At 62.9% G+C, this 24,534-nt stretch carries 25 protein-coding genes; 21 read left to right on the top strand and 4 right to left on the bottom strand.

Going from position 1 to position 24,534, the window contains the following annotated elements; all coding sequences use genetic code 11:
- Nucleotides 1-51 precede the first annotated feature (51 nt).
- Genes ACFOW6_RS02075 through ACFOW6_RS02055 form a run of 5 tightly spaced genes read left to right on the top strand, consistent with a single transcriptional unit; the run spans nucleotide 52 to nucleotide 5,779 of the window.
- Nucleotides 52-1,752 carry a flotillin family protein gene (locus ACFOW6_RS02075; protein WP_382420650.1) on the top strand — a complete coding sequence of 567 codons (1,701 nt, stop codon included), beginning with the start codon at nucleotides 52-54 and terminating at the stop codon, nucleotides 1,750-1,752.
- A gap of 22 nt (nucleotides 1,753-1,774) precedes the next feature.
- Nucleotides 1,775-2,215, top strand: a complete 441-nt coding sequence (locus tag ACFOW6_RS02070) for an SRPBCC family protein (protein ID WP_382420648.1) — start codon at nucleotides 1,775-1,777, stop codon at nucleotides 2,213-2,215.
- Nucleotides 2,216-2,254: 39 nt separating this feature from the next.
- On the top strand, nucleotides 2,255-3,751 hold the full coding sequence (locus ACFOW6_RS02065) for an SRPBCC family protein (RefSeq protein ID WP_382420646.1): 1,497 nt from the start codon (nucleotides 2,255-2,257) through the stop codon (nucleotides 3,749-3,751).
- A gap of 28 nt (nucleotides 3,752-3,779) precedes the next feature.
- A complete protein-coding gene (locus ACFOW6_RS02060) occupies nucleotides 3,780-5,024 on the top strand; it encodes an NAD(P)/FAD-dependent oxidoreductase (protein ID WP_382420644.1) in 1,245 nt (414 codons plus the stop codon).
- A gap of 50 nt (nucleotides 5,025-5,074) precedes the next feature.
- Complete coding sequence (locus tag ACFOW6_RS02055; protein WP_382420642.1) at nucleotides 5,075-5,779, top strand: SDR family oxidoreductase; 705 nt, start codon at nucleotides 5,075-5,077, stop codon at nucleotides 5,777-5,779.
- Nucleotides 5,780-5,788: 9 nt separating this feature from the next.
- Here the strand turns inward: ACFOW6_RS02055 and qhpR are convergent, their stop codons facing one another.
- Entirely contained in the window at nucleotides 5,789-6,748 is a 960-nt protein-coding gene (gene qhpR / locus ACFOW6_RS02050; RefSeq protein ID WP_382420640.1) for an AraC-like transcriptional regulator QhpR, read from the bottom strand.
- Nucleotides 6,749-7,026: 278 nt separating this feature from the next.
- On the opposite strand from qhpR, the gene ACFOW6_RS02045 reads away from it, so the two are divergent.
- The 16 genes from ACFOW6_RS02045 to ACFOW6_RS01970 all read left to right on the top strand — a co-directional run bounded on the left by ACFOW6_RS02045 (nucleotide 7,027) and on the right by ACFOW6_RS01970 (nucleotide 21,626).
- Complete coding sequence (locus ACFOW6_RS02045) at nucleotides 7,027-8,166, top strand: ABC transporter substrate-binding protein (RefSeq protein WP_382420638.1); 1,140 nt, start codon at nucleotides 7,027-7,029, stop codon at nucleotides 8,164-8,166.
- An 84-nt stretch (nucleotides 8,167-8,250) separates the two neighbouring features.
- Nucleotides 8,251-9,336, top strand: a complete 1,086-nt coding sequence (locus ACFOW6_RS02040) for an ABC transporter ATP-binding protein (RefSeq protein WP_382420636.1) — start codon at nucleotides 8,251-8,253, stop codon at nucleotides 9,334-9,336.
- A complete protein-coding gene (locus tag ACFOW6_RS02035) occupies nucleotides 9,336-10,190 on the top strand; it encodes an ABC transporter permease (protein WP_382420634.1) in 855 nt (284 codons plus the stop codon). Before ACFOW6_RS02040 ends, ACFOW6_RS02035 begins: the two co-directional genes overlap by 1 nt.
- Entirely contained in the window at nucleotides 10,190-10,999 is an 810-nt protein-coding gene (locus tag ACFOW6_RS02030; RefSeq protein WP_382420632.1) for an ABC transporter permease, read from the top strand. Before ACFOW6_RS02035 ends, ACFOW6_RS02030 begins: the two co-directional genes overlap by 1 nt.
- Before the next feature lie 37 nt (nucleotides 11,000-11,036).
- Nucleotides 11,037-11,816, top strand: coding sequence for a 3-oxoacyl-ACP reductase FabG (gene fabG, locus ACFOW6_RS02025; protein ID WP_382420630.1), 780 nt, complete (start codon nucleotides 11,037-11,039; stop codon nucleotides 11,814-11,816).
- A 34-nt stretch (nucleotides 11,817-11,850) separates the two neighbouring features.
- Nucleotides 11,851-12,855, top strand: a complete 1,005-nt coding sequence (locus ACFOW6_RS02020) for a phosphotransferase enzyme family protein (protein WP_382420628.1) — start codon at nucleotides 11,851-11,853, stop codon at nucleotides 12,853-12,855.
- Between the two features lie 86 nt (nucleotides 12,856-12,941).
- On the top strand, nucleotides 12,942-14,219 hold the full coding sequence (locus tag ACFOW6_RS02015; protein WP_382420626.1) for a class-III pyridoxal-phosphate-dependent aminotransferase: 1,278 nt from the start codon (nucleotides 12,942-12,944) through the stop codon (nucleotides 14,217-14,219).
- Nucleotides 14,216-15,829, top strand: coding sequence for an aldehyde dehydrogenase family protein (locus ACFOW6_RS02010; protein ID WP_382420624.1), 1,614 nt, complete (start codon nucleotides 14,216-14,218; stop codon nucleotides 15,827-15,829). The genes ACFOW6_RS02015 and ACFOW6_RS02010 overlap by 4 nt, the downstream gene beginning before the upstream one ends.
- Nucleotides 15,829-16,440 (top strand): BMC domain-containing protein, encoded by a 612-nt coding sequence (locus ACFOW6_RS02005; protein WP_382420622.1) that lies wholly within the window; start codon nucleotides 15,829-15,831, stop codon nucleotides 16,438-16,440. Before ACFOW6_RS02010 ends, ACFOW6_RS02005 begins: the two co-directional genes overlap by 1 nt.
- Before the next feature lie 13 nt (nucleotides 16,441-16,453).
- Nucleotides 16,454-16,912 carry a hypothetical protein gene (locus ACFOW6_RS02000; RefSeq protein WP_382420620.1) on the top strand — a complete coding sequence of 153 codons (459 nt, stop codon included), beginning with the start codon at nucleotides 16,454-16,456 and terminating at the stop codon, nucleotides 16,910-16,912.
- On the top strand, nucleotides 16,909-17,145 hold the full coding sequence (locus tag ACFOW6_RS01995) for a EutN/CcmL family microcompartment protein (RefSeq protein WP_026988252.1): 237 nt from the start codon (nucleotides 16,909-16,911) through the stop codon (nucleotides 17,143-17,145). Before ACFOW6_RS02000 ends, ACFOW6_RS01995 begins: the two co-directional genes overlap by 4 nt.
- 116 nt (nucleotides 17,146-17,261) lie before the next feature.
- Nucleotides 17,262-17,537: a BMC domain-containing protein gene (locus ACFOW6_RS01990; RefSeq protein WP_026988251.1), complete on the top strand. Its 276-nt coding sequence runs from the start codon at nucleotides 17,262-17,264 to the stop codon at nucleotides 17,535-17,537.
- 45 nt (nucleotides 17,538-17,582) lie between these two features.
- On the top strand, nucleotides 17,583-18,212 hold the full coding sequence (locus ACFOW6_RS01985; protein ID WP_382420617.1) for a microcompartment protein: 630 nt from the start codon (nucleotides 17,583-17,585) through the stop codon (nucleotides 18,210-18,212).
- Nucleotides 18,209-18,883, top strand: a complete 675-nt coding sequence (locus tag ACFOW6_RS01980; RefSeq protein ID WP_382420615.1) for a cysteine hydrolase family protein — start codon at nucleotides 18,209-18,211, stop codon at nucleotides 18,881-18,883. The genes ACFOW6_RS01985 and ACFOW6_RS01980 overlap by 4 nt, the downstream gene beginning before the upstream one ends.
- Before the next feature lie 36 nt (nucleotides 18,884-18,919).
- The gene (locus ACFOW6_RS01975; RefSeq protein ID WP_382420613.1) at nucleotides 18,920-21,205 is read left to right on the top strand and encodes a propanediol/glycerol family dehydratase large subunit; all 2,286 of its coding nucleotides are present in this window, start codon (nucleotides 18,920-18,922) and stop codon (nucleotides 21,203-21,205) included.
- The gene (locus ACFOW6_RS01970) at nucleotides 21,198-21,626 is read left to right on the top strand and encodes a diol dehydratase small subunit (RefSeq protein ID WP_382420611.1); all 429 of its coding nucleotides are present in this window, start codon (nucleotides 21,198-21,200) and stop codon (nucleotides 21,624-21,626) included. The genes ACFOW6_RS01975 and ACFOW6_RS01970 overlap by 8 nt, the downstream gene beginning before the upstream one ends.
- 38 nt (nucleotides 21,627-21,664) lie before the next feature.
- Here ACFOW6_RS01970 and ACFOW6_RS01965 read toward each other — a convergent pair whose 3' ends face one another.
- The 3 genes from ACFOW6_RS01965 to ACFOW6_RS01955 are packed head-to-tail and all read right to left on the bottom strand — an operon-like array spanning nucleotide 21,665 to nucleotide 23,960.
- Nucleotides 21,665-22,357 carry an SDR family NAD(P)-dependent oxidoreductase gene (locus tag ACFOW6_RS01965; RefSeq protein WP_382420609.1) on the bottom strand — a complete coding sequence of 231 codons (693 nt, stop codon included), beginning with the start codon at nucleotides 22,355-22,357 and terminating at the stop codon, nucleotides 21,665-21,667.
- Nucleotides 22,354-23,289: a sugar kinase gene (locus ACFOW6_RS01960; RefSeq protein WP_382420608.1), complete on the bottom strand. Its 936-nt coding sequence runs from the start codon at nucleotides 23,287-23,289 to the stop codon at nucleotides 22,354-22,356. The genes ACFOW6_RS01965 and ACFOW6_RS01960 overlap by 4 nt, the downstream gene beginning before the upstream one ends.
- The gene (locus ACFOW6_RS01955) at nucleotides 23,286-23,960 is read right to left on the bottom strand and encodes a bifunctional 4-hydroxy-2-oxoglutarate aldolase/2-dehydro-3-deoxy-phosphogluconate aldolase (protein ID WP_382420606.1); all 675 of its coding nucleotides are present in this window, start codon (nucleotides 23,958-23,960) and stop codon (nucleotides 23,286-23,288) included. Before ACFOW6_RS01955 ends, ACFOW6_RS01960 begins: the two co-directional genes overlap by 4 nt.
- Between the last annotated feature and the right edge of the window lie 574 nt (nucleotides 23,961-24,534).

Genomic DNA, 24,534 nt, shown 5'->3' with positions numbered 1-24,534 from the left:
AGGACGCCCGGGCCGCAGTCTTGCCAGGGCGTTCAGAAAGGGAGGAAGAAGATGTCTGGTGCAGCACTTGGATGGACCGTCCTGGGGATCATCGTCCTCATTGCGGTCATCGTGGGCGTTGTCTACCTGTTGAACTGGCTCTATCGCCGGTCCACCAAGGAGACCGCCTTCGTCAGAACGGGCCTGGGCGGCGAGAAGGTCGTCAAGGACGGCGGGGCCTTCGTCCTGCCCATCGTCCACGAGGTCATTCCCGTCAACATGAACACCCTGCGCCTGGAGATCAAACGCGGCCAGGACCGCGCCCTGATCACCAAGAACCGCATGCGCGTGGACGTGGTGACGGAGTTCTATGTCCGGGTCCAGCCGACGCACGAGGCCATCGCCATTGCGGCGCAGAGCCTGGGACGCCGGACCATGAACCCGGATGCGCTGAAGGAACTGGTCGAAGGCAAGTTCATCGACGCCCTGCGCTGGGTGGCGGCCGAGTTTACGATGGAAGAACTGCACGAAAAACGCGGGGACTATGTCAAGCGCGTGAAGACCGCCGTGGCCGAGGACCTGCAGCGCAGCGGCCTGGAGCTGGAAGCCCTGTCGCTGACCGGGATGGACCAGACCAACATGGAGTACTTCAATCCCTCGAACGCCTTTGACGCCGAGGGGCTGACGCGCCTGACCGAGGAGATCGAGCGGCGCAAGAAGCTGCGGAACGACATCGAGCAGGATACGATGATCGAGATCCGCAACAAGAACCTGGAGACCGAGCGCTATTCGCTGCAGATCGACCGGGACACCGAGTACGCCCGCCTGGAGCAGCAGCGGGACATCGAATCCCGCAAGGCGGCCCAGCAGGCCGAGGTGGCCCGCGAACGGGCCCAGCGTGAGCGCGAGTCCGAGGAGTCCCAGATCAGTTCGCGCCTGGAGATCGAGCGCGCCCGCATCGCCAGCGATCGCGCCCTGGACCAGGAGCGGATCGGGCGCGAGCAGGAGACCCAGCGCCTGGAGGTCGAGCGGCGCAAGGCCCTGGAGATGGCCGAGCAGGACAAGGCCATCGAGCTAGCCGAGAAGTCCAAGGCCCAGTCCGAAGCCCAAGCGGCCGCCGAACTAGCCCGAGCCAAGGCCGTCGAGGCCGAGGAGAAGGTCTTCACGGCTCGCGAGAAGGAGCAGGCCGAGCGCCGCAAGGCCATCGAGCTGGTGCTGGCCGCCCAGGAGGCCGAGCGCGAGGGCATCCGCCTACGCTCCACGGCCGAGGCCGAGAAGCAGGCTTCCGTGGATCGCGCCGAGGCCACGCGTACGACAGCCGAGGGCGAGGCCGAGGCCGACAAGATCAGGGCCCTGGCCGCCAAGCTGCGTTACGAGACCGAGGCCGAGGGCAAGCGCCAGATGAACGAGGCGCAGAACGTGCTCAGCCCCGAGTCCAGGAAGTCCGAGATGCGCATGCACCTGATCGACAGGCTGGATGCCATCATCCGCGAGAGCGTCAAGCCGATGGAGAAGATCGAGGGCATCAAGGTGCTGCAGCTCGACGGCTTCGGTGGCTTCCCCGGCGGTGCCGGGGGCAGTGGCGGTGGCGGCGAGGGCCACAACGGCCTGCCGGACAACCTGGTCAACAGCGCCCTGCGCTATCGCGCTCATGGACCTCTGGTCGACTCGCTGCTGAAGGAGATCGGCATCCAGGGCGGCGATATCCAGAAGCTGGTGGGTGGTGCTGCCGAGGAGGACGACGAGGATTCCTCGGGGAAGGAGCAGCCTTGAGTAGGCAAGAGGGGCCCAGGTAATGGTCAAGGTCTATACCTCAAGCGTTATCGATGCTTCGGCCGAGCGCGTGTGGTCCGTCGTGCGCGACTTCAACGCCCTGCCCGCGTGGCATCCGGCCATTGCCGAGAGTCGGATCGAGCAGAACCATCCCTCGGACAAGATCGGCTGCGTGCGCAACTTCTCGCTGAAGGACGGCGGCAAGATCCGGGAGTGCCTGCTGGCGCTCTCGGACTACGACCTTTCCTGTACCTATTCGATCCTGGAATCCCCCATGGGCGTCACGGACTACGTGGCGACCCTGAAACTGACGCCGGTGACCGACGGGGATCGCACCTTCGCGGAATGGTCGGCGGAGTTCGACTGTCCGCCGGAGCGCGAGCGGGAGCTGGCGGACCTGGTCGGCAACGGGGTGTTCCAGGGCGGCTTCGACGCCCTGAAAGAACGCTTCGGGGGGCGTTGAGGCTCATGCCGCAGGCAAGCAGTCAGGCGGCCTGAATTCATGGTGCGCCTGCGCAAGAGCACGGTGCTGGAGGCGCCGGTCGACGAGGTCTGGGCCCTTCTGCGCGACTTCAACGGCCACGACCGCTGGCATCCCGCCGTCGGCCAGAGCCGGATCGAGGAGTCCCTGCCGCCGGATGTGGTCGGCTGCGTGAGAGACTTCGTGCTCACCAGCGGCGGCCGCATTCGCGAGCAGCTGCTGAGCCTTTCGGACGAGAGCCACAGTTTCACCTACTGTCTGCTGGAAGCACCGGTGCCTCTGGTCAACTATGTCGCGACCGTGCGCCTGAAGCCGGTGACCGACGGCAATGGTACTTTCTGGGAGTGGGCCTGTTCCTTCGACCCACCGCCGGGACGTGCGGAGGAGCTCACGAAGCTGGTGGGCGAGGAAATCTATGAAGCCGGGTTCCGGGCCATACGGCAGGTGCTGGCCGGCGGGGAGGCCAAGCCGACGGCGCGCAGGCCTACACCCGCCTCTCACATTGCGCGGCCGGCCGTAACCTCCGGACAGGCCATGCGCGGTGGCGCGATGGTGCTGAGCGGTCACGGCGGCCCCGAACGCATGGAGTGGCGCGAGGTCGATGTGCCGGCGCCCGGCCCGGGTCAGGTGCGCCTGCGCCACGGGGCCATTGGCGTGAACTACATCGACGTCTACTGCCGCACGGGCTACTACCCCTTGGTCGAGCCGCCCGGTATCCTCGGCATGGAGGCCGCGGGCACCATCCTGGATGTGGGCGCGGGCGTGCATGGCCTGGCGCCCGGCGACCGCGTGGCCTATGCCTGTCCGCCGCCGGGGGCCTACTGCGAACTGCGGACCATGGACGCCGGTCTGCTGGTGCTGCTGCCCGATGCGATCGACGACGAGACCGCAGCCGCCGCCATGCTGAAGGGAGTGACGGCGGAATTCCTGCTGCACCGGGTTCATCGGGTGAAGGACGGCGATGTCGTGCTGGTCCATGCCGCGGCCGGCGGGGTGGGTCTCTATCTCTGTCAGTGGGCCCGCCGCCTGGGCGCGACCGTCATCGGCACAGTGGGCTCCGAGGACAAGGCCCAGCTGGCGCGGCGCCACGGCTGCAGCTATCCGGTGGTCTACACGCGGGAGGATTTCCTGGAAACGGTGCGCGACGTGACCGAGGGCCGGGGTGTGGATGTGGCCTATGACGGCGTAGGCGCCTCCACCTTCGAGCGGTCCTACGAGGCGCTGGCCATACGCGGTCACCTGGTGAGCTATGGCCAGGCCTCGGGCGGCATTTCGGCCATCGACATCTCCTCTTATTCCAGCAAGTCGGCCCGTGTCTCGCGGCCGAACTATGCGCACTACACCTCGACCACCGAAGAAATCCGCAACAGCACGGATCGCCTGTTCCCGCTGCTGGAAACAGGCGACCTCAAGGTGCAGATCGGCCAGCGCTTTCCCCTGCGACAGGCTGGCGAAGCGCACAAGGCCCTGGAATCCCGCCAAACCACCGGCTCAACGATCCTGACGTTGGCGGAGTGAGGCTAACGCCGGCAAGGAGCGAGCGGACATGGCGGAGCCGAGAGAAACCATCGTTGTCGGGGCCGGCGTCATCGGTGCGGCCTGTGCGTTGCAGTTGCAGCGGGACGGGCACCAGGTCCGACTGATCGACCGAGATCCGCCGGGAGCGGGCACGTCTTCGGGCAACGCAGGCTCGATCAGCACCGGCTCGGTCGTCCCCGTGGCATTGCCGGGCATGCTGCGGCAGGTGCCGGGGTGGCTGCTGGATCCGCAGGGACCCTTGTCCGTGCGCTGGGCCTATCTTCCCAAGGCGCTTCCCTGGTTGCTGCAATGGATCAGGGCCTCGAAGACAGAGCGGGCCGAAAGCTACGCCGCCGCGCTCGCCCGATTGACCTTGAACGCCGTGGAGGACTGGACGTCCATCCTTGAGGCAGAGCAGCGTGAGCGACTGATCCACCAGAAAGGCCAGCTACTGGTGTCGCGTACACAAGAGGCGGGGAAAACGGAGCTTTTTGCCCAGGCCCTGAGAGACGCCAACGGCGTGGCGAGCGAGACGGTGGACGAGGATGCGCTGCGCCAGTTGGAGCCCGGCCTGTCGCGCGACTTCAAGCGGGGGCTGTTCATCCCCGACAGCGGTCACACGACCAATCCCCAGGCGTTGACCGAGGCCTTGGTCGCGTTGCTGCAGGCGGCGGGCGGACAGTTCACACGCGCCGAGGTGCTGGAGGTTGATCAGAGCGGTGGGCAGGCGCAGGCCGTGGTGACGGCCGGCGGGCGCTTTCCGGCCGCCAAGGTCGTGGTGGCGACGGGAGCCTTCAGCCTGGATCTCGCGCGCCCCCTGGGCGATCGCGTGCCGCTGGATACCGAGCGCGGCTACCACGCCATGGCGCTGAAGCCCGAACTGGCCCTCAACCGGCCAACCTCGGACATGGACCGCAAGTTCTTCGCGACCTCGATGGAAGAGGGACTGCGTGTGGCCGGGACCGTCGAGATCGCGGGCACGAAGGCGCCACCCGACTACAGCCGTGCGCGACGGCTGCTGAGACAGGCCAAGGAGATGCTGCCCGATCTGGACACCAGCGAGCACAGGTTCTGGATGGGTTATCGTCCCTCACTTCCCGACAGCCTGCCGGTGATCGATCGCGCGCGGAATGTGCAGAATGTCTGGTATGCCTTCGGCCACGGCCATCTGGGGCTGACCATGGCGCCGGCGACGGCTCAGCAAATCGTGAGGATGCTGCGTGCACCCGGGGGGCGTCTGGACGACAATGACTTTCGCATCGATCGCTTCTGATCGCCTCACGCAGATACGCGCATTGCAACGCAGACAGGAAAGGAAAGAGCATGAGCCAGGACAAGGTGGCCGTCATCACGGCCGGGGGCAGCGGCATGGGGGCGGCGGCCGCTCGCCGGCTGGCCGCCGATGGTTTCCAGGTGGCCATTCTTTCATCCTCCGGGAAGGGTGAGGCCCTTGCCGAGGAACTCGGCGGCCTCGGCGTCACCGGTTCGAACCAGTCGAATACCGATCTGCAGACACTCGTGGACCAGACGATGGCACGTTGGGGGCGTATCGACGTACTGGTCAACAGCGCGGGCCATGGCCCAAAGGGGCCGGTGCTGGAGCTGAGCGACGAGGACTGGCACAGCGGCCTGGACGTCTACCTCCTCAACGTCATCCGGCCGACGCGTCTGGTCACGCCCATCATGCAGCAGCAGAAGGACGGCGTGATTCTCAACATCTCGACCTTCGCAGCTTTCGAGCCGGATCCGCTGTTCCCGACCTCCGGCGTCTTCCGCGCCGGCCTGGCGGCCTTCACCAAGCTGTTCGCCGACAAGTACGCCGCCGAGAACCTGCGCATGAACAACGTGCTGCCCGGCTTCATCGACAGCCTGCCCGAGAAGGAGGAGCGCCGCGCACGCATCCCCATGGAACGCTATGGCAGCAGTGAAGAGGTCGCGGCCACGATCTCGTTCCTGGCCTCACCCGGCGCCGGCTACATCACCGGGCAGAACCTCCGCATCGATGGCGGGTTGACGAGGTCGGTGTAAGGCGGCTCATCATGTCCGTCGATATCTTTGAGGGCTCATGCCGGTCCAGTTCCTGAACGCCCGGGAAAACGCGGAGAGTTCCGAATATCCCAGGCAGTGCGCGACCTCCGTGAGGTGCATATCGGAATCTTCCATGTAGTGAAGCGCCAGTTCCTTGCGCGCGGCGTTTACAAGGTCCTGGAAGGTCAGGCCGTGCTCGCGCAGCTGCTTCTGGAAGGTGTGGTCCGGCATGCCGAATATTCGTGCCATCTCCGAGATCGTGGGCGGCATATCCCCGAGGTGCAGCTTGATCTGGTTGCGCACGATCGTGGCGAAACTCTCCGGGCTCCTGCGCAACTCGCAGCGCGATTTCAGGAATGGCTCGATGACAGAGAAAAGATAGGGATCCTGGCTCGGCATACGGGCATCCAGGTCCCGTCGCCGGAAGGCAAAGGCATTGGTGCGCCGTCCGAAGCGAACCGGAGCGGCGAAGAGTTTCTCGTGTTCGTAGGCGGCGTCTGGTGTCTCATGCTCGAAGCGAACTTCCAGCGGGGCCCATTCCGGACCGAGGGCATGACGGAAAATGTTCAGGAACATGCCCATTGAGAGCTCGGCATCCTGACGGCGGTTACTGATGCAGGGGTCGAAAATCCGGTAGCTTAGCCACAGGATGTCACTGTCCTGCAGCAATCCGAAACTCGATTGACCCTGATGAGCCGGAAAATAAGCCTCCATACTGCGCAAAGCGGTCGAGAGCGTGGGAGAACTGATCGCGGCATAGCCGATTGCGCCCAGATGATGGGGCTTGAACTGGCCACCGAAGTGCAGCCCGAAGTTTGAGTTGCCTGTTTGTCTGGCGGCTTCCTCGAACAGATTGCAGAACTGTGCCAAGGGCAATTCGTTGTAAGGGCTGGAGAAGTCCTGTTCGTGCAGATGGACGTTCCCGAGAATGCTGTCCGGGTCGCCGCTGTATTTCTGAATAAGGTCCATTACGCCGGTTGCCGCTGATGCGAGAACCGTGGAAGGTGCCTGAACGGAATCCTGTTGCACAGTGTGTCCCATCACACCCCTTGAATCTCCTGTCGCAGGATTTTCGGTGTCGAGATGGCAAGTATGCGGGCAAGAGGCTGAAAGCCGCAGTCTGAAGCCCTCAATTGAAAAAGTGTTAAATTTTGGTGCGGCGATGTCAAGCGTGCCCTGTGCCGCGTTGTACCCTGAAAGAAAAATTTGTGGGGAGCTTCACAATTTCGAAAATCAGGGAGACTAAAATGAAGTTGACCAGAAGAGCCTTTTCCAAGGGTGTCGCCGGGGCTGCCGGACTTGCTGCATTGGGACCGATGGGAAAGATCCGTGCAGCGCGCAACGACGAAATGAACATTCTCTGCTGGGAGGGCTATAACACCGACCAGGTGCTCGGGCCCTTCCGCGAGGCGCATCCTGATGCCACCATCCGCGCCGAGAGCGGGACCTCGGATCCGGACATGATCAACAAGCTGCGCGCTGGCGAGATCAATGTCTGGGACCTGATCAATGTCAACCAGCCCTGGGCACGCGAACAGCTCTATCCCGAAGATCTGATTCGCCCGCTCAACAAGGACCGGTTCATGCCGTACTTCGACAGCATGCTTCCGGAGTTCAGGGAGCCGGAGCCCTATCCCCTGGCATTCGCCGAGAACGGGGACCTGATCGGGATTCCGCAGCGTTTCGGGCCATTCTCCTTCGTTGTGAACACCGACAAGATCAGCCGGGAGACAGCCGAGCAGGAAGGCTGGAACCTGTTCCTGGATCCGGACATGCAGGATCGCTATGGGGTCCTGACGTATGACAACTGGAACATCATGCACATGTGCATGACGGCGGGCCTCAATCCCTTCGAGCCGCTGAACGAGGACCAACAGCAGGCCTTCGAGGAGACCGCCAACAAGATCTTCGGCGGGGCGCGCATGTTGAGTGGCGATCTGGTTGCCATGAACCAGGCTCTCATCAACGGGGAAATCGACGCCTATTTCACCGGCGGCACCTATACCGCGTCTCCTGCCCGCTATGACGGGGCAACTCAGGTGCGGGCCATCACCCCCGCGTCAGGGCCCGTTGACGGCAAGGGTGGTGTTGTCTGGGTCGAGCTGACCTCTGCGGTGAACAACCCGGACCCATCGGAACTTGCCGAGGAATTTCTCGAGTTCATCATGAAGCCCGAGATTGCCAAGGAGGTCGCCTTCTCCGAAGGGACCTACAATCCGGTCACGAACATGGGGGATCCTGCAGTCATGGACCTGTTCGATGACACGGAGCTGGACGCCATCCAGTGGGATACGCTGGAAGAAGAAATGGAACGTTCAGTCGAGTACCGCGTGGTGGCGTCCTATGACGAACTGAGCAGCCTCTACAGTGCAGCGAAGCGCGGGTAATCCGCGTTCTGACCACTGATCCCCGGTGTGCCCACGGCGCACCGGGGTCTGCTCAACACGTTCGTGCGAGAGGTGCGCCTGATCATGGCTGCGGAACCTGTTCTGCGTCTCAAGAATATAGTCAAGAAGTTTGGCGCTTTCGTAGCGCTTCACGGGATCAACCTGGATATCCTCGACGGCGAGTTCCTGACCATCGTGGGGCCCTCGGGCAGTGGCAAGACCACCTTGATTCGCCTCCTCGTCGGTATGGATTCGCCCAGCGAGGGTGAAATCTGGCTGAATGAATCGCGCATCGACAAGGTTCCGGCCAACAAGCGGCCAACCTGCATGGTATTTCAGTCTCTGGCCCTGTTTCCTCACAGAACCGTGGGCCAGAACATAGAGTTTCCATTGAAGATTCAGGGGGTGGGTGCCGAGGAAAGAGCGGCACGCGCCCGAGAGCTTCTCGAGCTCCTGCGATTGCCCCCTCATTACCACGACAAACGCATTGCCGAATGCTCCGGCGGTGAGAAGCAGCGGGTCGCCCTGGCTCGAGCCCTGGCCTTTGATCCGGAAATCCTGTTCTTCGACGAGCCCCTGTCCGCGCTCGATTACCGCCTGCGCAAGACGCTGGAGAAGGAACTCAAGGACCTTCATGCCCGCACCGGAAAGACCTTTGTTTACATAACCCACAGCCTGGAAGAGGCGATGGTGATGTCGGACCGGATCGCCATCATGCGTGAAGGCAAGCTGGAGCAGTTGGCCGACGCCGATGGGATCTATACCCGGCCGGTCAGTCGTTTCGTCGCCGAGTTCATGGGCGAGGTGAATCTGTTTGACGTAGAGGGGACGGCCCAGGGCGGTCTGCATGGCCGTGGTGTCGAGGTGCATGTCAACGGCCAGATGGAGGATATCGGAATCTCCCTGGCACAGGGAGAGCGCGGCACGCTCATGGTGCGGCCGGAGTTCGTGCGCATCCTGGAGTCCTCGGGCACCAGCGATTTCATCGTTCGCGGCATCCTGCGCGCTGAATACGCGCTGGGCTCGCGCATACAGTACGAGGTCGAGGCCGCGGACGGTTCACGCCTCAGCGTCGAGAAGCTTCGAGAGGACCGCTATCGAGGTGCCATCGGCGACGAGGTGGTGCTGGGCTGGGATCTGGATTCCACGCATCTGATACGAGAAGACTGATGGAGGGCCTGGACAGAAAACTCGGCGTCTTCAGCGCGCTGCCGATCTTCATCGTGCTGGCTGTCACGTTTCTGGCGCCGCTCTTCGTTGTGGCGGCCTTCTCCATCATGCCCGAGAAGGTCTTCAGTCTGGCAAACGTGCCGGACTTCTCCGCCTACGCCACCTTCCTGCAACAGGGATACTGGAAGTCCCTGGCCTGGTCTCTCGGCATGGCTTTCGCGTCGACGCTCCTGCTGTTCATTGTCTGCTGGCCCCTGGCCTATGGCATGGCAAAAGTCTTCGGAAAATTCACGCTGGTGGTCACCATTGCGGTGGTGGTCAGCCTCTTCGTGTCCGAGAACATTCGTCTTTTTGGCTGGGTGCTGACCCTGATGAAAGGCGGGCTGATCGCAGGATATCTGAATGCCTGGTTCGGCGTGGAGATGGAAAGTCCTCTCTATACAGTCCCGATCATCGTCTTCGGCCTCGTCTATGTGTACTTCCCCTTCATGCTGTTCCCCTTGGCGCAAGGCATTGCCATGGTGCCCGACGATGCCCGCCAGGCGGCAGCCGATCTTGGCGCCTCGCGCTGGCGCGTTCTCTGGGAGGTCGACTTTCCCCTGGCCGCGCCGGGCATTGTTGTCGGCTCGCTCCTGAGTTTCGTTCTGGCCGCCGGTGCTTTGGCGGAATCCAAGCTTCTGGGCGGCCAGGCGGTCATCGTTTTCGCGGACGAGATCGAGACGGCCTTTACCTATGGACAGAACTGGCCGCTTGGCTCGGCACTCTCGATGGTCCTGATCCTGATTGTCGGCAGCCTGGCCATCGTTGGCGTCTCCAAGATCGATCTCGATGCCATCATGGGGAGGAAGCGCTGATGGAGACCGGGCGCACGACCCGTATTGTCCTTTATGCCTACGGGATACTGGCCATCTGCTTTCTCTACCTGCCGCTGGTGTCTGTCGGCTTTGCTTCCGTGGCCGAGTCACGCTATCTGAGCTTTCCCATTCGCCGCTACACGATGCAGTGGTACGGAGAAGCACTTAGCAGCCATACCGTTTCAAATCTGCTGACCACGTCATTTACCATTGCCGTCATCGTGACGGTGATTTCCCTGGTCGTCGGTTTCTTCGGGGCTCTGGCCTTTGCGCGTTATCAGTGGCGTTATCGAAATCTCTTCCAGAAATTCATTCTGCTGCCGATCTTTTTCCCCCAGGCCGTTCTCGGGTTGGCGCTTCTGATCTGGTTCAATTCAGTGGGCATCATACCGAGCTGGAAGACCGCCATCGTGGCCCACCTCGTCTGGATTTCACCCATCACCACGCTGATCATCGCGATCCGGGCCTACGCCTTCGACGCCTCGCTCGAGGAGGCCGCCCGCGACATGGGTGCGTCCACCTGGACGGTTCTCAGGGAAGTCACATTCCCGCTCTTGCTGCCGGGCGTGGTTGCCGCGGGTCTCTTCGCCTTCCTCCTGAGCTGGGGAAATTTCCCACTGTCGCTGTTCACCACCGGCGTGGACTCGACGCTGCCGGAATGGCTCTACGCAAAGATGGTTTCGGGCTATTCGCCCCTGGTTCCCACCCTCGGGATGCTGTCCGTCTTTGCCTCTTTGGCCATTCTGTTCGCGGCTTTCCTCGTCCTTATTCTGGCGAAGAGCTTCAAGCAGGCCAGGAGGACAGAATGAAGAGATACAAGCACCAAACTAAACAGGGAGAATCGCAATGCTGACATCAATCAAGGATCGCAGCGTCATCGTGACCGGCGGTTCCAAGGGAATCGGTCGCGGGATCGCCACCGTCTTTGCGCGCCAGGGTGCAAAGGTCATGATCGCAGCGCGCGGAGAAGACGCTGCAAAGTCGACTGTCGAGGAATTGAGCCGTGAGGGCTGTAGCGTCGACTGGGTGAAGTGCGACGTCTCGGATTGGGAGTCCGTGCAGAAGATGGTCGCGCATACCGCCAAGACCTTCGGAAGCGTTGACATACTCTGCGCCAACGCAGGTGTGTTTCCCCAGACCAAGATGGTCGACATGGATCCCTCGGAATGGGACCAGGTCCTGGCCACCAACCTGCGAAGCGCCTTTCTGTGCGTGAAGGCCTGCATTCCTCATTTCGAGAAGAACGGCAAGGGCCGGGTTGTCCTGACGTCCTCGATCACCGGCCCGGTGACCGGCTTTCCGGGATGGGCCCACTATGGAGCTTCCAAGGCAGGGCAACTGGGCTTCCTGAAGACCGCCGCAATGGAACTTTCCCGATACAACACGACGATCAATGCCGTGATGCCGGGCAATATATATACCGAAGGCCTGCAGGACCTCGGTCAGGAATACCTCGACACCATGGCGGCCTCCATTCCGCTGAAGCGGCTGGGGGCCGTCGAGGATATTGGCAATGCTGCTCTGTTCTTCGCCTCCGATGAAGCCGGATACGTGACCGGACAGCAGGTTGTGGTGGACGGCGGTCAGATCCTGCCGGAATCGCTCGAAGCCCTGGAAGAAATCTGATCCCAGCATCGCATACTAGATGGGAGGAAAAGGCATGGCGGAAAGCGGAGTGCCGCATGACGTCCTGTTGAACCGGCTGCATGGACTGGCAAATCAGTCCCTGCAGCTCTGGGGAATTCCGGACGAGGCAACAGCCCGGCTCATCAATGTTTCCGAGAATACCACCTATCTCGTGGACGCGCCGGACGGCTCCAGATCCGTCCTGCGCATTCATCGGGAAAACTATCACAGCAAGCGCGCCATTCAGTGTGAACTGGCCTGGATGCAGGCCCTGAGCGAGGATGACTGTGTCGTCACGCCAGCGGTGATCCCCGGGCGGGACGGAGAAGCCGTTCAGACAGCTACAAGCGAGGAGCTGGAAAATCCTCGCCATATGGTGATGTTTGAATTCGTTCCCGGGGAGCAGCCCGACGAGGACCATGATCTCGTCACCTCCTTCGAGGAATTGGGCGAGATGGCGGCGCGGACGCACGAGCATTCGATCCGCTGGCAGCGTCCTCAACCCTTTGAACGGCTGATATGGAATCTCGAAGCCTTTTACGGCGAGAAAGCTACTTGGGGAAACTGGAGAGACGGGCCGAATCTCACCGATGGGGCCCGCGAAGTGCTGGAGCGCGTGGAATCCACGGTCAAACGAAGGATCCAGGCTTTCGGGGATGGGCCCCAGCAATATGGCCTGATTCATGCCGACATGCGCCTGGCCAACCTGCTGGTCGACAATGGAACCACACGCCTGATCGACTTCGACGACTGCGGCATGGGCTGGTTTCTCTATGATTTTGCGGCAGGTATCAGCTTTATCGAGGATCGCCCGGAGATTCCCGACATGCGTCAGGCGTGGGTGGCCGGCTATCGCAAGGTGAGAGACCTGTCGGATGAAGAGGAACGGGAGATCGACAGCTTCATCATGCTGCGCCGCATGGCATTGCTGGCCTGGATCGCTTCCCATATCGACGTGCCGGAAGCGCAGGAACTGGCACCCGATTTCGCAAGGGTCTCGGCCGAACTTGGAGAAGCCTACCTGTCGCTGCGGGGATAGGCGTTGTCAATTCAGGATAAGCCGCTGTCAAGCGCGGCCATTCGCTGCCGGATAGCCTGCTATCCGGCAGCCGAGAGGATGAAACCGTGAGCCAAGAAAAGCTCGAATTTCTGCAACGCTCCAAGGAGTTCTGGAATCCTGCGAAGACGCAGGATTGGCAGGACATGGGCGTCGATCTCGTGATCGACAAGCGTGAAGGCTATTACCTCTACGACATGGATGGACAGCGGCTGATCGACCTGCACCTGAACGGCGGCACCTATAATCTGGGCCACCGCAATCCGGAGCTGGTCGAGGTCCTGAAAAGCGCCACCGAGCGTTTCGACATGGGCAATCACCACTTTCCGGCGCTGGCCCGGACCGCGCTGGCCGAGGCACTGGCCGCCTGTGCCCCCGCACCGACCATGAGATATACGGCCTATGGATCCGGCGGCGGCGAGGCGATCGACATCGCTCTCAAGACCGCGCGCCACGCCATGAAGAAGCGCAAGATCGTCTCCATCATCAAGGCCTATCACGGCCACACCGGCCTGGCACTGAAGACGGGGGACGAGCGCTTTTCCAAGCTGTTCCTGTCGGAGGACACCCAGGACGAATTCATCCAGGTTCCGTTCAATGACCTCAACGCCATGGAGGATGCGCTGAAGAAGCGCGATGTGGCGGCGGTCATCATGGAAACCATTCCGGCAACCTATGGCTTCCCCATGCCGGAAGAGGGATACCTGCCCGGGGTGAAGAAACTCTGCGAGCGTTACGATGCACTCTACATCGCCGACGAGGTCCAGACCGGCCTGATGCGCACCGGCGAGATGTGGGGCTGTACCCGCTACGGTATCGAGCCTGACATCATGGTGACCGGCAAGGGCATTGGCGGCGGTCTCTACCCCATCGGCTGCACGCTGATATCCGAGCACTGCGCCGGCTGGCTGCACGAGGACGGCTTCGGTCATATCTCGACCGGCGGTGGTGCGGAGCTGGGCTGTGTGGTCTCCATGAAGGTGCTGGAGATGGTCCAGCGGCCCGAGGTTCGCGCCACGGTCGGACTGATCTCGGACTTCATGCGGGCTGGCCTTGAACGGATCATGGAGGAGTACCCGGATTTCTTCATCGGAATCCGCCAGCATGGCCTGGTCATGGGGCTGGAGTTCAACCACGAACAGGGCGCCAAGCCCGTCATGAAGCACCTCTACGAGAACGGCGTCTGGGCCATATTCTCGACGCTTGATCCGCGAGTCCTGCAGTTCAAGCCGGGACTGCTGCTCAGTCAGCCGGACTGTGAGGACGTATTGCGTCGTGTCGAGATCGGCATCGGGCTGGCGCGAGACGAGGTCATGGGGCGTGGCAGCCGCCGGGGAGCGATATGATGGAACCTGAAATTCGCTCTCTCGTCGAGATATCGGACAGCAAGCCGGCGCTGCGCAGTCATGCGGATATCGTTCTTTCCCGTGCACGCTGGGCGGCAAGCATCTTCCAGCGCTTCGATCGCGACACCACCATGCATATCGCCGAAGCCGTGGCACGCACGGCGCACCAGAATGCCGGCAAATATGCGGAATGGGCGGTGGAGGAAACCGGTTTCGGTGTGGTCGAGCACAAGAAGCTGAAGAACGAACTGACCGCCATGCCCCTCGTCGATCATTACCGGGATGAGGACTTCGTCAATCCCGTCATCGACGAGGCACGCAAGATGGTGCGCATTCCCCGTCCGGCGGGTGTCGTCCTGGCGCTGACTCCCTCCACCAATCCGATTGCCACGGTCAATTTCAAGGTGATGATGGCCCTGATGACGCGCAATGCCGTGGTGATCAGCCCACACCCGGCGGCACGTGCCTGCTGTGTGGATGCGGTGAAGGCCATGGCCGACGCCGCGATCGAGGCCGGAGCCCCGGACGGCTGCATCCAGGTGATCGAACAGCCCTCGATCCCCTTGATCGAGGAATTCATGGCCTCGGACAAGACCTCCGTGATCCTGGCGACCGGCGGCACGGCCATGGTGCGTGCGGCGTACTCCTCCTCCAACCCAGCTATAGGTGTGGGCCCCGGCAACGCTCCTGTCTATGTGGACCCCTCGGCCGAAATGCAGGACGCTGCCCAGCGCATCGTCGATTCCAAGAGCTTCGACAACTCGATTCTCTGCACCAACGAGAGCGTGCTGATCACCTTGCCAGAGGCCGACAAGAAACTGCGGCAGGCGCTCAAGCAGGCCGGCGCATATCTATGTGACGACGAGGAGGTCGAGCGGCTGCGGCGCTACCTGTTCCACGACAGGGGATTCAATGTGGCTGCCGTCGGTCGGGATGCTGTCTGGATCGCCCAGGAATGCGGCATCCGCGTGCCGGCCAAGACGAAGATACTGGTGGCTCCGGTGACGCAGCTTGGCATCGAGGAACGCATGACGCGCGAGAAGCTATGCCCGGTACTGGCCTACCACGTGGCCAAGAACCAGACACAGGCTCTGTCCCAGGCCCGCGCCGTGCTGCGTTTTACGGGCGCCGGGCATTCGGCAGCCATTCATGCCGGCGAGTCCCAGGTCGTGGCCGACTATGCGCGCAGCGTGGAAGCCTATCGCGTGGTGGTGAACGCGCCCTGCAGCCAGGGCGCCGCCGGCTTCCAGACCCATCTGGCACCGACCTTCACGATCGGGACGGGTTATTTCGGGCGCAGCTCGATCGGGGAGAATATCGGCCCGCATCACCTGATCCACTGGACACGGGTGGCCTACAATTCCGACCCTTCCGTGTCCTTTGGCGACTATCAGGCCGCCGATTTCGGGTTCGATGGTCCCCTGCCGCACGCGCCCTCCGACGGGGTTCCCGGTGCCGGCCGCGCTGCCCGGCCGTCGAGGTCGCGCAGCTCTGCGGCGGACACGGGGTCAGGCGGTGGAGCCGGGGTTGGCATGGACAGCCGCACCCGGGAGGAATTGCGCCGTCTGATTGCCGAAGAAGTTCGTAACGTCATCAAGGGAGGCCACTGATGGCGGAACTTCGCTCCTTCATCTTCATAGATCAGCTGCAGCCGCAGACGCTGTGCTATATCTCCACCTGGATGCGCGGGTCCCTGCCCCGGCGCAACATGGCCGCGCAGATCATAGAGATCGCCCCCGGCCTGGATATCGAGGCGCTCACGGATGTGGCCCTGAAGGGAGCGGACGTCCGCGCGGGTATCCTGGTGGTGGAGCGGCAGTTCGGCTATCTCGAAATCCATGCAAAGTCCACGGCGGAGGTCAAGGCCAGTGCCGATGCGGTGCTGGAAGCCCTTGGCGCAAGTCCCGAGGATGCCACGCCGCCGCAGATCCTGGCCTCCAAGGTCGTCACGCGTATCGATCACCAGCACGCCTTCCTGATCAACCGGAACAAGCTTGGATCCATGTTGCTGGGGGGGGAATCGCTGTACCTGCTGGAATGCCAGCCAGCATCCTATGCCATTATCGCCTCCAACGAAGCGGAGAAGCAGGCCAACATCAAGGTGGTGGACTATCGCATGATCGGTGCCAATGGACGGCTGTACCTCTCCGGGGACGAGGCCGAGATCCGCAACGCTAAGGACGCGGCGGAAAACGCCCTGCGTTCGCTGGGCGCGCGCTAGGGGGCGATGGCAGATGAGCAGCGATCTACGCAGTCTCATTCGTGAAGTCCTCGCCGAGGAGCTTCAGGCCATGCGTGGCGGTTCCGGCGCACATGCAGACACCTCGCCGCGCCCGCAGGTGCGCGAGGAAATGGTCTCGATCGCCAATGATGCCGATCTCAACCGTTTTGTCTTGCGCGTTCTGGAATTGGCCCGGGATGGGAAGTCGGTTCAGGAAATCCGGAACGGGCGCTGGAAGTTCAGGCTTCAGCAGGCAGGCACAGCATCTGCCACTAAAGCCACGGCACCCGGGCCTGCAGTGTCCGCAAGCTCCGCAAGCGTTGAGTTCGATCGCGGGCTGGTGAGCGAGCGGCAGGTGAGTGCACTGCCGGAAGACAGTCTTGTCCGGGCGGGCAAGCGCGTGCGCTTCACGCCGCTGGCACAGGATGAACTGCGTCGCAAGCGCATCCGGGTGGAAAGGAAGACATCATGATTCGAGCTCGCGTGACAGGCCAGGTCTGGTCCACCAAGCGTATCGAAACCCTGCCCAACGGAGCCCTGTTGCAGGTGGAGCTTGAGAACGGATCCTCGATGGTCGCCCTGGATGTTCTGGGATGCGGCGTCGGCGAAAGTGTGCTGATCACCACCGGTTCGGTGGCGGCAGCCTATTTCACCAAGATCAAGGCGCCCGTCGACGCATTGATTATCGGATCCATCGATGAATAGAGGAGCACGGACGAATGAGTGTCTCCACGAGTGAAACCCGCAAACCCGCCGGCGGGTCCAAATCACAAGCGGCGAAGTCGGGCCGGCGGGCCGAAGCCAATAACGGAGGTAGTTCCATGTCCAATGCAATCGGAATGATCGAAACCAAGGGGTACGTGGCGGCACTGGCCGCGGCGGATGCCATGGTCAAGGCGGCGAATGTCACCATCGCGTCCCGCGAGGAAGTGGGGGATGGCCTGGTGTCCGTGGTGATCCGCGGTGATGTGGGTGCGGTCAAGGCCGCCACCGAAGCCGGCGCCGAAACCGCGAATTCGGTGGGCGAACTGGTCTCCGTGCACGTGATCCCGCGTCCGCATCCGGATCTCGGCAAGCACTTCGAAGCGGCCAAGTAAGTTCTAACGCCGGCTGACGTTACGCCGGCCGTCGAGGAGAGTCGTATGACGGAGTTGCGCGTCTATCTGCCGATATACGATCTGCAGCCTCAGTTTGCCGCTTATCTGAGCACGCCCATGCGGGCGCGAGGCTATCCCCCCTTCGAAGGGGAGCACAGCCTGATCATCGAGGTTGCGCCGGCACTGTCGATTCACCGGATCTGTGACCTCGCGCTCAAGGCCGCTCCGGAGATGGAGCCGGGTATCCTGTTCACGGAGCGGCAGTTCGGCCTGATGGAACTGCACTCCGCCAGCAAGCAGGATCTCGGCGCGGCGGGGCAGGCAGTGCTCGACGGGATCGGGGCCAATGCGGAGGACCAGCTGGCTCCTGTCACGCTGTTCCACGACATCGTCGAGGATATCTCCGACCAGCACGCCATCATCCTGAACCGAAGCCGGGATGCCTCGATGCTGCTGCCCGGCACCTCGCTGCTGGTTTACGAGATGATGCCGGCCCTGTTCGCCTGTGTTGCCGCCAACGAGGCCGAACGGGCCGCACCCAATGTGATCATCAACGACGTGCAGATGATGGGCGCATCAGGCCGGATCTTCATGTCCGGAACGACAGAGAACCTGAAGGTGGCGCGCGAGGCCATCGGCAAGACTCTGGACGAGGTGAAGGGCAGGAAGAATTGAGCGACTGGAAGACGGCCTTCAGATCCTTCTATTACGAGAAGGCTGACCCACCGGAGGATATCGAACTGCCTCCGGAGGAAACCGCCCTGCTGGTCATCGATATCCAGAACACATACCTCGAAACGGATGACGATCCCGACGAGGCGCGGCGCTGGAAACCCTTTCGCGAGCGATTGACCGGCAAAGTCATTCCCAATACACGCAAGCTGATCGACCTCTGTCGGGACAAGGGCGTCGAGGTGATTTACGCGCGCATCGCCTGCCTGAAGCAGGATGGACGTGACCGATCACTCAGCCAGAAGAAGCCGGGCTTCAATTACCTGCTGATGCCCAAGGACCGGGAAGACAGCCTGATCGTTCCCGATCTGGCACCCGAGGATGACGACATCGTCGTGCTGAAGACCACCGACAGCGCGCTCACGGGGACGAACCTGCGGCTGATCCTGCACAACATGGGCATCCGCCATGTCATTGCCGCCGGCCTGTTCACCGACCAGTGCGTCAGTTCCACGGTGCGCAGCCTGGCCGATGAGAGTTTCGATGTGGTGGTGGTCGAGGATTGCTGTGCGGCGGCTACCGATGAACTGCACCGCAACGAACTGACCACTATCAACATGATCTATTGTCACGTGGTGCAGCTGGAGGACATTCCCGGGTTTCTCGGCAGCTGAATAACGTCCCGACCGGGCCGGCAAGGGCGGGCAGACATGACCGATACTCCTTCTTTCCAGGCCAACAGGTGGCGGCGTTTCGACGATTGGGATGCGCGTGCCCTCCGTCTCGACAAGTTTGCGGTCGAGGATCCGGAGAACGGATTCTCCGCCTTCGAGGGAGCGGCCGATCCAGAGCCGTCCCTGGACATTGTCGATGGGCGCATCGAGGTCATGGACGGTATTCCCGCAACCGACTTCGACATGATCGACAGCTTTGTCGCGGCCTATCACCTGGACCCGGAGATCGCGGCCGAGGCCATGGCCATGCCCTCGCAGACCCTGGCACGGATGCTGGTCGACATGAACGTGCCGCGCGAGGAGCTGACGCGGCTGGCGCGTGGCTTGACACCAGCCAAGCTGGCGGAGGTGGTGGCGCAGCTCAACGCGATGGAACTGGCCTTTGCCTATTCGAAGATGCGCGCGCGCTCCACGCCCGGCAACCAGGCCCATGTGACGAATGCCAAGGACGATCCCCTGCAATTGGCGGCCGATGCCGCCGTTGCCGTGGCTCTGGGATTCGACGAGATCGAGACCACCATGCGGGTGGCGCAGAATTCCTGGGCCAATGCGCTGGCCTGCTGTATCGGCTCCGCGGTCGGCCAGGCGGGGACGCTGTTCCAGTGCTCGAGCGAGGAAGCCGAGGAACTGCAGATCGGCATGGCAGGCTTTACCTCCTATGCCGAAACCGTTTCCGTCTATGGCACGGAAAGCGCCTTCGTGGATGGCGATGACACGCCCTGGTCCAAGGCCTGGCTGGCGGCGGCCTATGCGTCACGCGGGATCAAGATGCGCTGTACGTCGGGTGCCGCGGCTGAACTGCTGATGGGCTTCCACGAAGCGAAATCGCTGCTCTACCTGGAGGCACGCTGTCTCTGCCTGCAACGCGGCATGGGCGCCCAGGGGACCCAGAACGGTGGGATCGACGGTGCGCCGCTGGCAGGCTCGATGCCCGGCGGTGTGCGCGAACTGCTGGCCGAAAACCTGTTGGCTGTCTGGCTGGATCTGGAATGTGCCTCGGGAAACGATGCCCGGCATTCGGAATCGGACATGCGGGTCGGCGCCAAGATCCTGCCCTATCTCATCGCCGGCTCGGACCTGATCTGCTCCGGCTTCGGCAGCATCCTGAAGTATGACAACTCATTCAATCCCTCCTCCTTCAACGGCGAGGAGCTGGAAGAGTTCCTGGTCCTGCAGCGCGACTTCGAAGCCGACGGCGGACTGCGCACCATCGATGGCAGTTCGGCGCTGGCGCTGCGACGCCAGGCGATCGATGCCCTGTCGTTCGTGCTGAAGGACCTGGAGCTGGCCGAGGTCGATGAAACCATGAAGCAATCGGTGGCAGTAGCGTCCGGATCGAAGGAGACGCAGACCCTGGATTCCCGGGTGATTACGGAGATCAGCCGTCGTGTGGCGGAGCGCGGCATTACGATCCTGGACGTCATGCGCGCGCTTCACAGAGGCGGCTTCAGGCAGGAAGTGGAGAACCTGCTGTTCCTTCTGAAGCTGCGTCTTTCCGGCGATTATCTCCAGACCTCGGCCGTCGTGCGCGAGGGGCGGGTCCTGAGCGCCGTCAACGACCCGAACCGCTATCAGGGCCCCGGCACGGGGTACCGACCGAGCGCGGCGCGGCGCAAGGAACTGGCGGATATACGTGACGTCCTGAACCGCGAGGATGTGTTGCGCTTTGAAGCAACGCTCGAGTCTGCCGAGCAGGCGCGTATCGAATATCGCCATATGGGGCAGGCGTCGCCCGGAACCGACAGAAGCGAAGTCGTTGTGGGGATCAGCCCCGGGCTGGGCACCAAGTTCTTCCAGACTCTTGCTGGCCATCCGCTGAGTACCCTCCTGCAGACGCTGAAGCGTGGTATCGAGGACGCCGGTGGGGTTATGCGCGTCGTCCGGTTTGCCCATACGGCGGACACCTCCTTCTTGGGGTTGAGTGCGGCCCGCCTGTCGGGATCCGGTATCGGGATCGGGCTGCAATCCAAGGGCACGGCAGTCATTCACCACCGGGACCGCCTGCCGCACAACAATCTGGAGATCTTCTCGAATGCGCCGATAACGATGCTGGCGCACTACCATGCGCTGGGAGCGAATGCCGCAGCCTATGCACACGGCGACTCTCCGGCGCCGATTTTCGTAACGGGGGATGGAGAGGCCCTGGGGGCGCGTTTTCATGCGCGTGTGGCCCTGATCTACGCGATCGAGACCGCCATGACCTACGACGAGGCCGTGCCGGAGGAGATCGCCCTGCATTTCAAGGAACCAGCCCATGACTGACAGGGACTTCAGCGCAGCAGACTACCCGATCGCCGAGCGCAGGCCCGAGACGGTTCGTGGCGCACGCGGCAAAACGCTGGACGATCTCAATATCGAGGCCGTTGCACAGGGCGAGCTGGAAATGGAGGATCTGCGCATCACGCCCCAGGCCCTCCTGCGCCAGGCGTCCATTGCGCGTTCGGCCGGTCGTGCCGCCCTGGCGGACAACTTCGAGCGTGCCGCCGAAATGACCTCGCTGCCCCAGGACGAGGTGATGCGAATATATGAACTGCTGCGCCCCGGTCGCAGCAGAGGAAAACAGGACCTTCTTGATGCCGCGGAGACCCTGCGCCGGCAATTTCACGCGCCGCAGCTTGCAGGTTTTGTCGAGCAGGCGGCAGCTGTCTACGAAAAGCGGGGCCTGTTTCGCAGGCGTTACTAACGCTCTTCGCAGGCGTCTTTACTCAGTCAGTTCGGCTTTTACGCCACCGAATAGCCGCCGTCGGCGCAGAGCACGGCGCCGGTGGTGAAGCTGGCGCGCGGGGAGCAGAGGAAGGCAACGGAGCCCGCCACTTCCTGGGGCTGTCCCCAGCGTTTCATGGGGGTGCGATTGGCGATCTGCGCCCTGTTCGCCTCCTGCCCGTGCAGCGGCTGGGTCAGGGGCGTTTCGATGTAGCCGGGGGCCACGGCGTTCACGCGAATACCCTCCTCGGCCCAGGCAGCGGCCAGGGAGCGAGTCAATTGCAGGAGACCGCCCTTGCTGGCCGAATAGGCGGGAACCGTCGGGCTGCCGAAGAAGCTCAGCATGGAGCAGATGTTGACGATGCAGCCGTCCGCGGCCTTCAGCAGGCGGGGACGGGCGGCCATACACATGCGCATGGCGCCGGTGAGGTTGATGTCGAGGACACGGGCGAAGGTCTCGGGCTCGAACTCCTTGCCCTCGCGGATGGCCGTTCCGGCCCCGTTGACCAGGACCGAAAGCTGGTCGAGGTCCTTCATTGCGGACTCGATCGAGGCGGGATCGGTTACGTCCAGGCGCCGCGTCTCGAACTCGGGATCGCGTTCGGCGCGGGAGGACGCCAGGATGGGGCGGTAGCCATCCTCGGCGAGCGCCACTGCGATGGCGCGTCCGATGGCGCCGGTGCCGCCGGTGATGAGGGCTGTAGGGATCATGTCGCTTCCTTGATCGCTTGCAGGACGGTTTCGGCATGCGGCATTGGCGCGACAGCACCGTGTCCCAGGGTCGAGAGCGCCGCCGCGACATTGGCGTAGCGCGCCGCCGTGAAGGGATCGTCGCCGGCGATGTAGCGAGCCAGGAAAGCCCCGTCGAAGGTATCGCCGGCCGCGGTGGCATCCACCTGCTCGACGGCATGAGCCGGAACCACCTCCTGCCGCTCGGGAGTCGCCACCAGCGTCCCCTCGCGTCCCATGGTCAGAACGACGATGCGGGGGCCGAGGTTCAGATAGAATTCGGCGATCCGGTGGGGGTCCGGGAGTTCGGTCAACTGGCGCGCATCGTCGAGGCCGGGCAGGGCGATATTGCAGTCGGCGATGGCCGCATGAATGATGGCCCGGGCCCGGGCCAGCGGCCAGAGGTTGAGGCGCAGGTTGGTGTCGTAGCTGACCAGTCCCCCGGCCGCCCGCACCGCGGCGATGGCGGCGAAGACCGCATCGCAGGCTTTGTCGCTGATGGCCTGGCTGATGCCCGAGACGTGCAGCACGCGCGCCTGACGCAGATAGTCATGGGGCAGGCTGTCCGGCGTCATGCGACTGGCCGCCGAGCCATTGCGGCGATAGCTGAAGACGTGTTCACCGTTGCGGTAGGAAATGAAGTAGACGCCCGTCGGAGCCTCCGCGTCAGTGGTGACGCCCCCGGTATCGATGCCTTCGCCTGCCCAGAGGTCCAGGAAATTGCGTCCGAAGGAATCCGCCCCCAGGGCCGTGACGTAGCCGACGCTTGCGCCCTGGCGTGCGGCGGCCACGGCACAGTTCGAGGTGTCGCCCCCGAAGCCGGGCAGGTAGAGGGTCTCCTCGCCGCGCTTGACCTGGGCGAACTCCACCATCGGTTCCCCCAGGCAGATCAGATCCAGGTTGCTTCCGCTCATGCTGTCCCCTTGTCCTGTGCGCCGGCCTGCGTGCCAGCCCGGCCGGAGATGTGCCGGGCGCGCGCCACGATACGTTGCCGGGCCTGTTCCCCACCCTCAGTCCGGGCCTCGCCAACCTCGTCCTGGGTGGCCAGTTGCCCCCCCATGCCGACGGCGTAGGCCCCGGCGGCGAAATAGCCGTCCACCTCGTCCAGTTCGATGCCGCCGGTGGGGATCACGGCAATGTCGGGCAGCACACTGCGCAGGGCTTTCAGGTAGCCCGGACCGCCCAGTTGGCGCGCCGGAAAGACCTTGACGGCGTCCGCACCGAGCCGATGGGCCTGCAGGGCCTCCGTGGGGGTTGCCGTTCCCGGAATCACCGGTATTCCAGCCTCGGTGCCGGCCTCGATCACCTCCGGCACCAGGCAGGGCGACACCAGGAAACGGGCGCCGGCTTTAACCGCATTGTGGGCATCTTCGGCGCTCAACAGGGTGCCGGCCCCCACGAGCAGATCCTTTCGTTCGGCGAGTTCGGCGATCACTTCGAGATAGCCTGGCACGCTGGCGGTGATCTCGAAGATCTCGATGCCGCCTTCATGCAGCCAGTCTACGGCCGTCAGGGCAGTTTCGGCCTCCTGCATGCGGATGACCGGGATCACCTGGGCGCTAAGCTGTCTCAGTACGCTGCTCATGCTCTCCTCGCTGGTAACGAACCTGTGGAGGATGTTGTCCGAACTGGTTGATGGATGTCCAACGGGTCCTTGGTTACAGGTTGGTCTGGGCAAATGCCAGTGTTCCGGTACGGCAGTCCGCTGGAGCTCCCGTGCCGGCCAAGGCCTGAGCCGGTACAGCCCAGCGTGTCGAGCAGGATACTGTCTCGTTCCGTCAGGACAAGCTTGCACCTTAGCGCAGCAGTTTGATGCACAGATGCGAATGCGGCGTTTCCCACAGAGGCTTAGCGAAGAGTCTGCAGGTGAGGAGTGTTACCAGGCACCTGGTTCGAGTCCCTGTCCCCATTCAAGTTGGGAAATGACCGGAGCGAGTTGCCAGTGTGTGAAAATCGGATACGCTCCCGGATGCGGGTGTCGGTCGGAAGGTGGCTCCGTCAACCGGCATCAAGCGGCCCGCCGGCCACCTCGGCGTTGGCCCGTTCCCATCCCTGTACGAGGGGTGAGCCAGCCTGCCGACGGTCTTTGGAGCAAGCCGGAATTTCCGTGTGCCTTTATTTTTCCAGGATGTCACTCCAAATCGGGGGTCAGGTGCTTC

The organism is Fodinicurvata halophila, from assembly GCF_042651425.1.
Taxonomy (GTDB): domain Bacteria; phylum Pseudomonadota; class Alphaproteobacteria; order Kiloniellales; family DSM-21159; genus Fodinicurvata; species Fodinicurvata halophila.
This window is presented reverse-complemented; position numbering and strand designations above follow the sequence as displayed.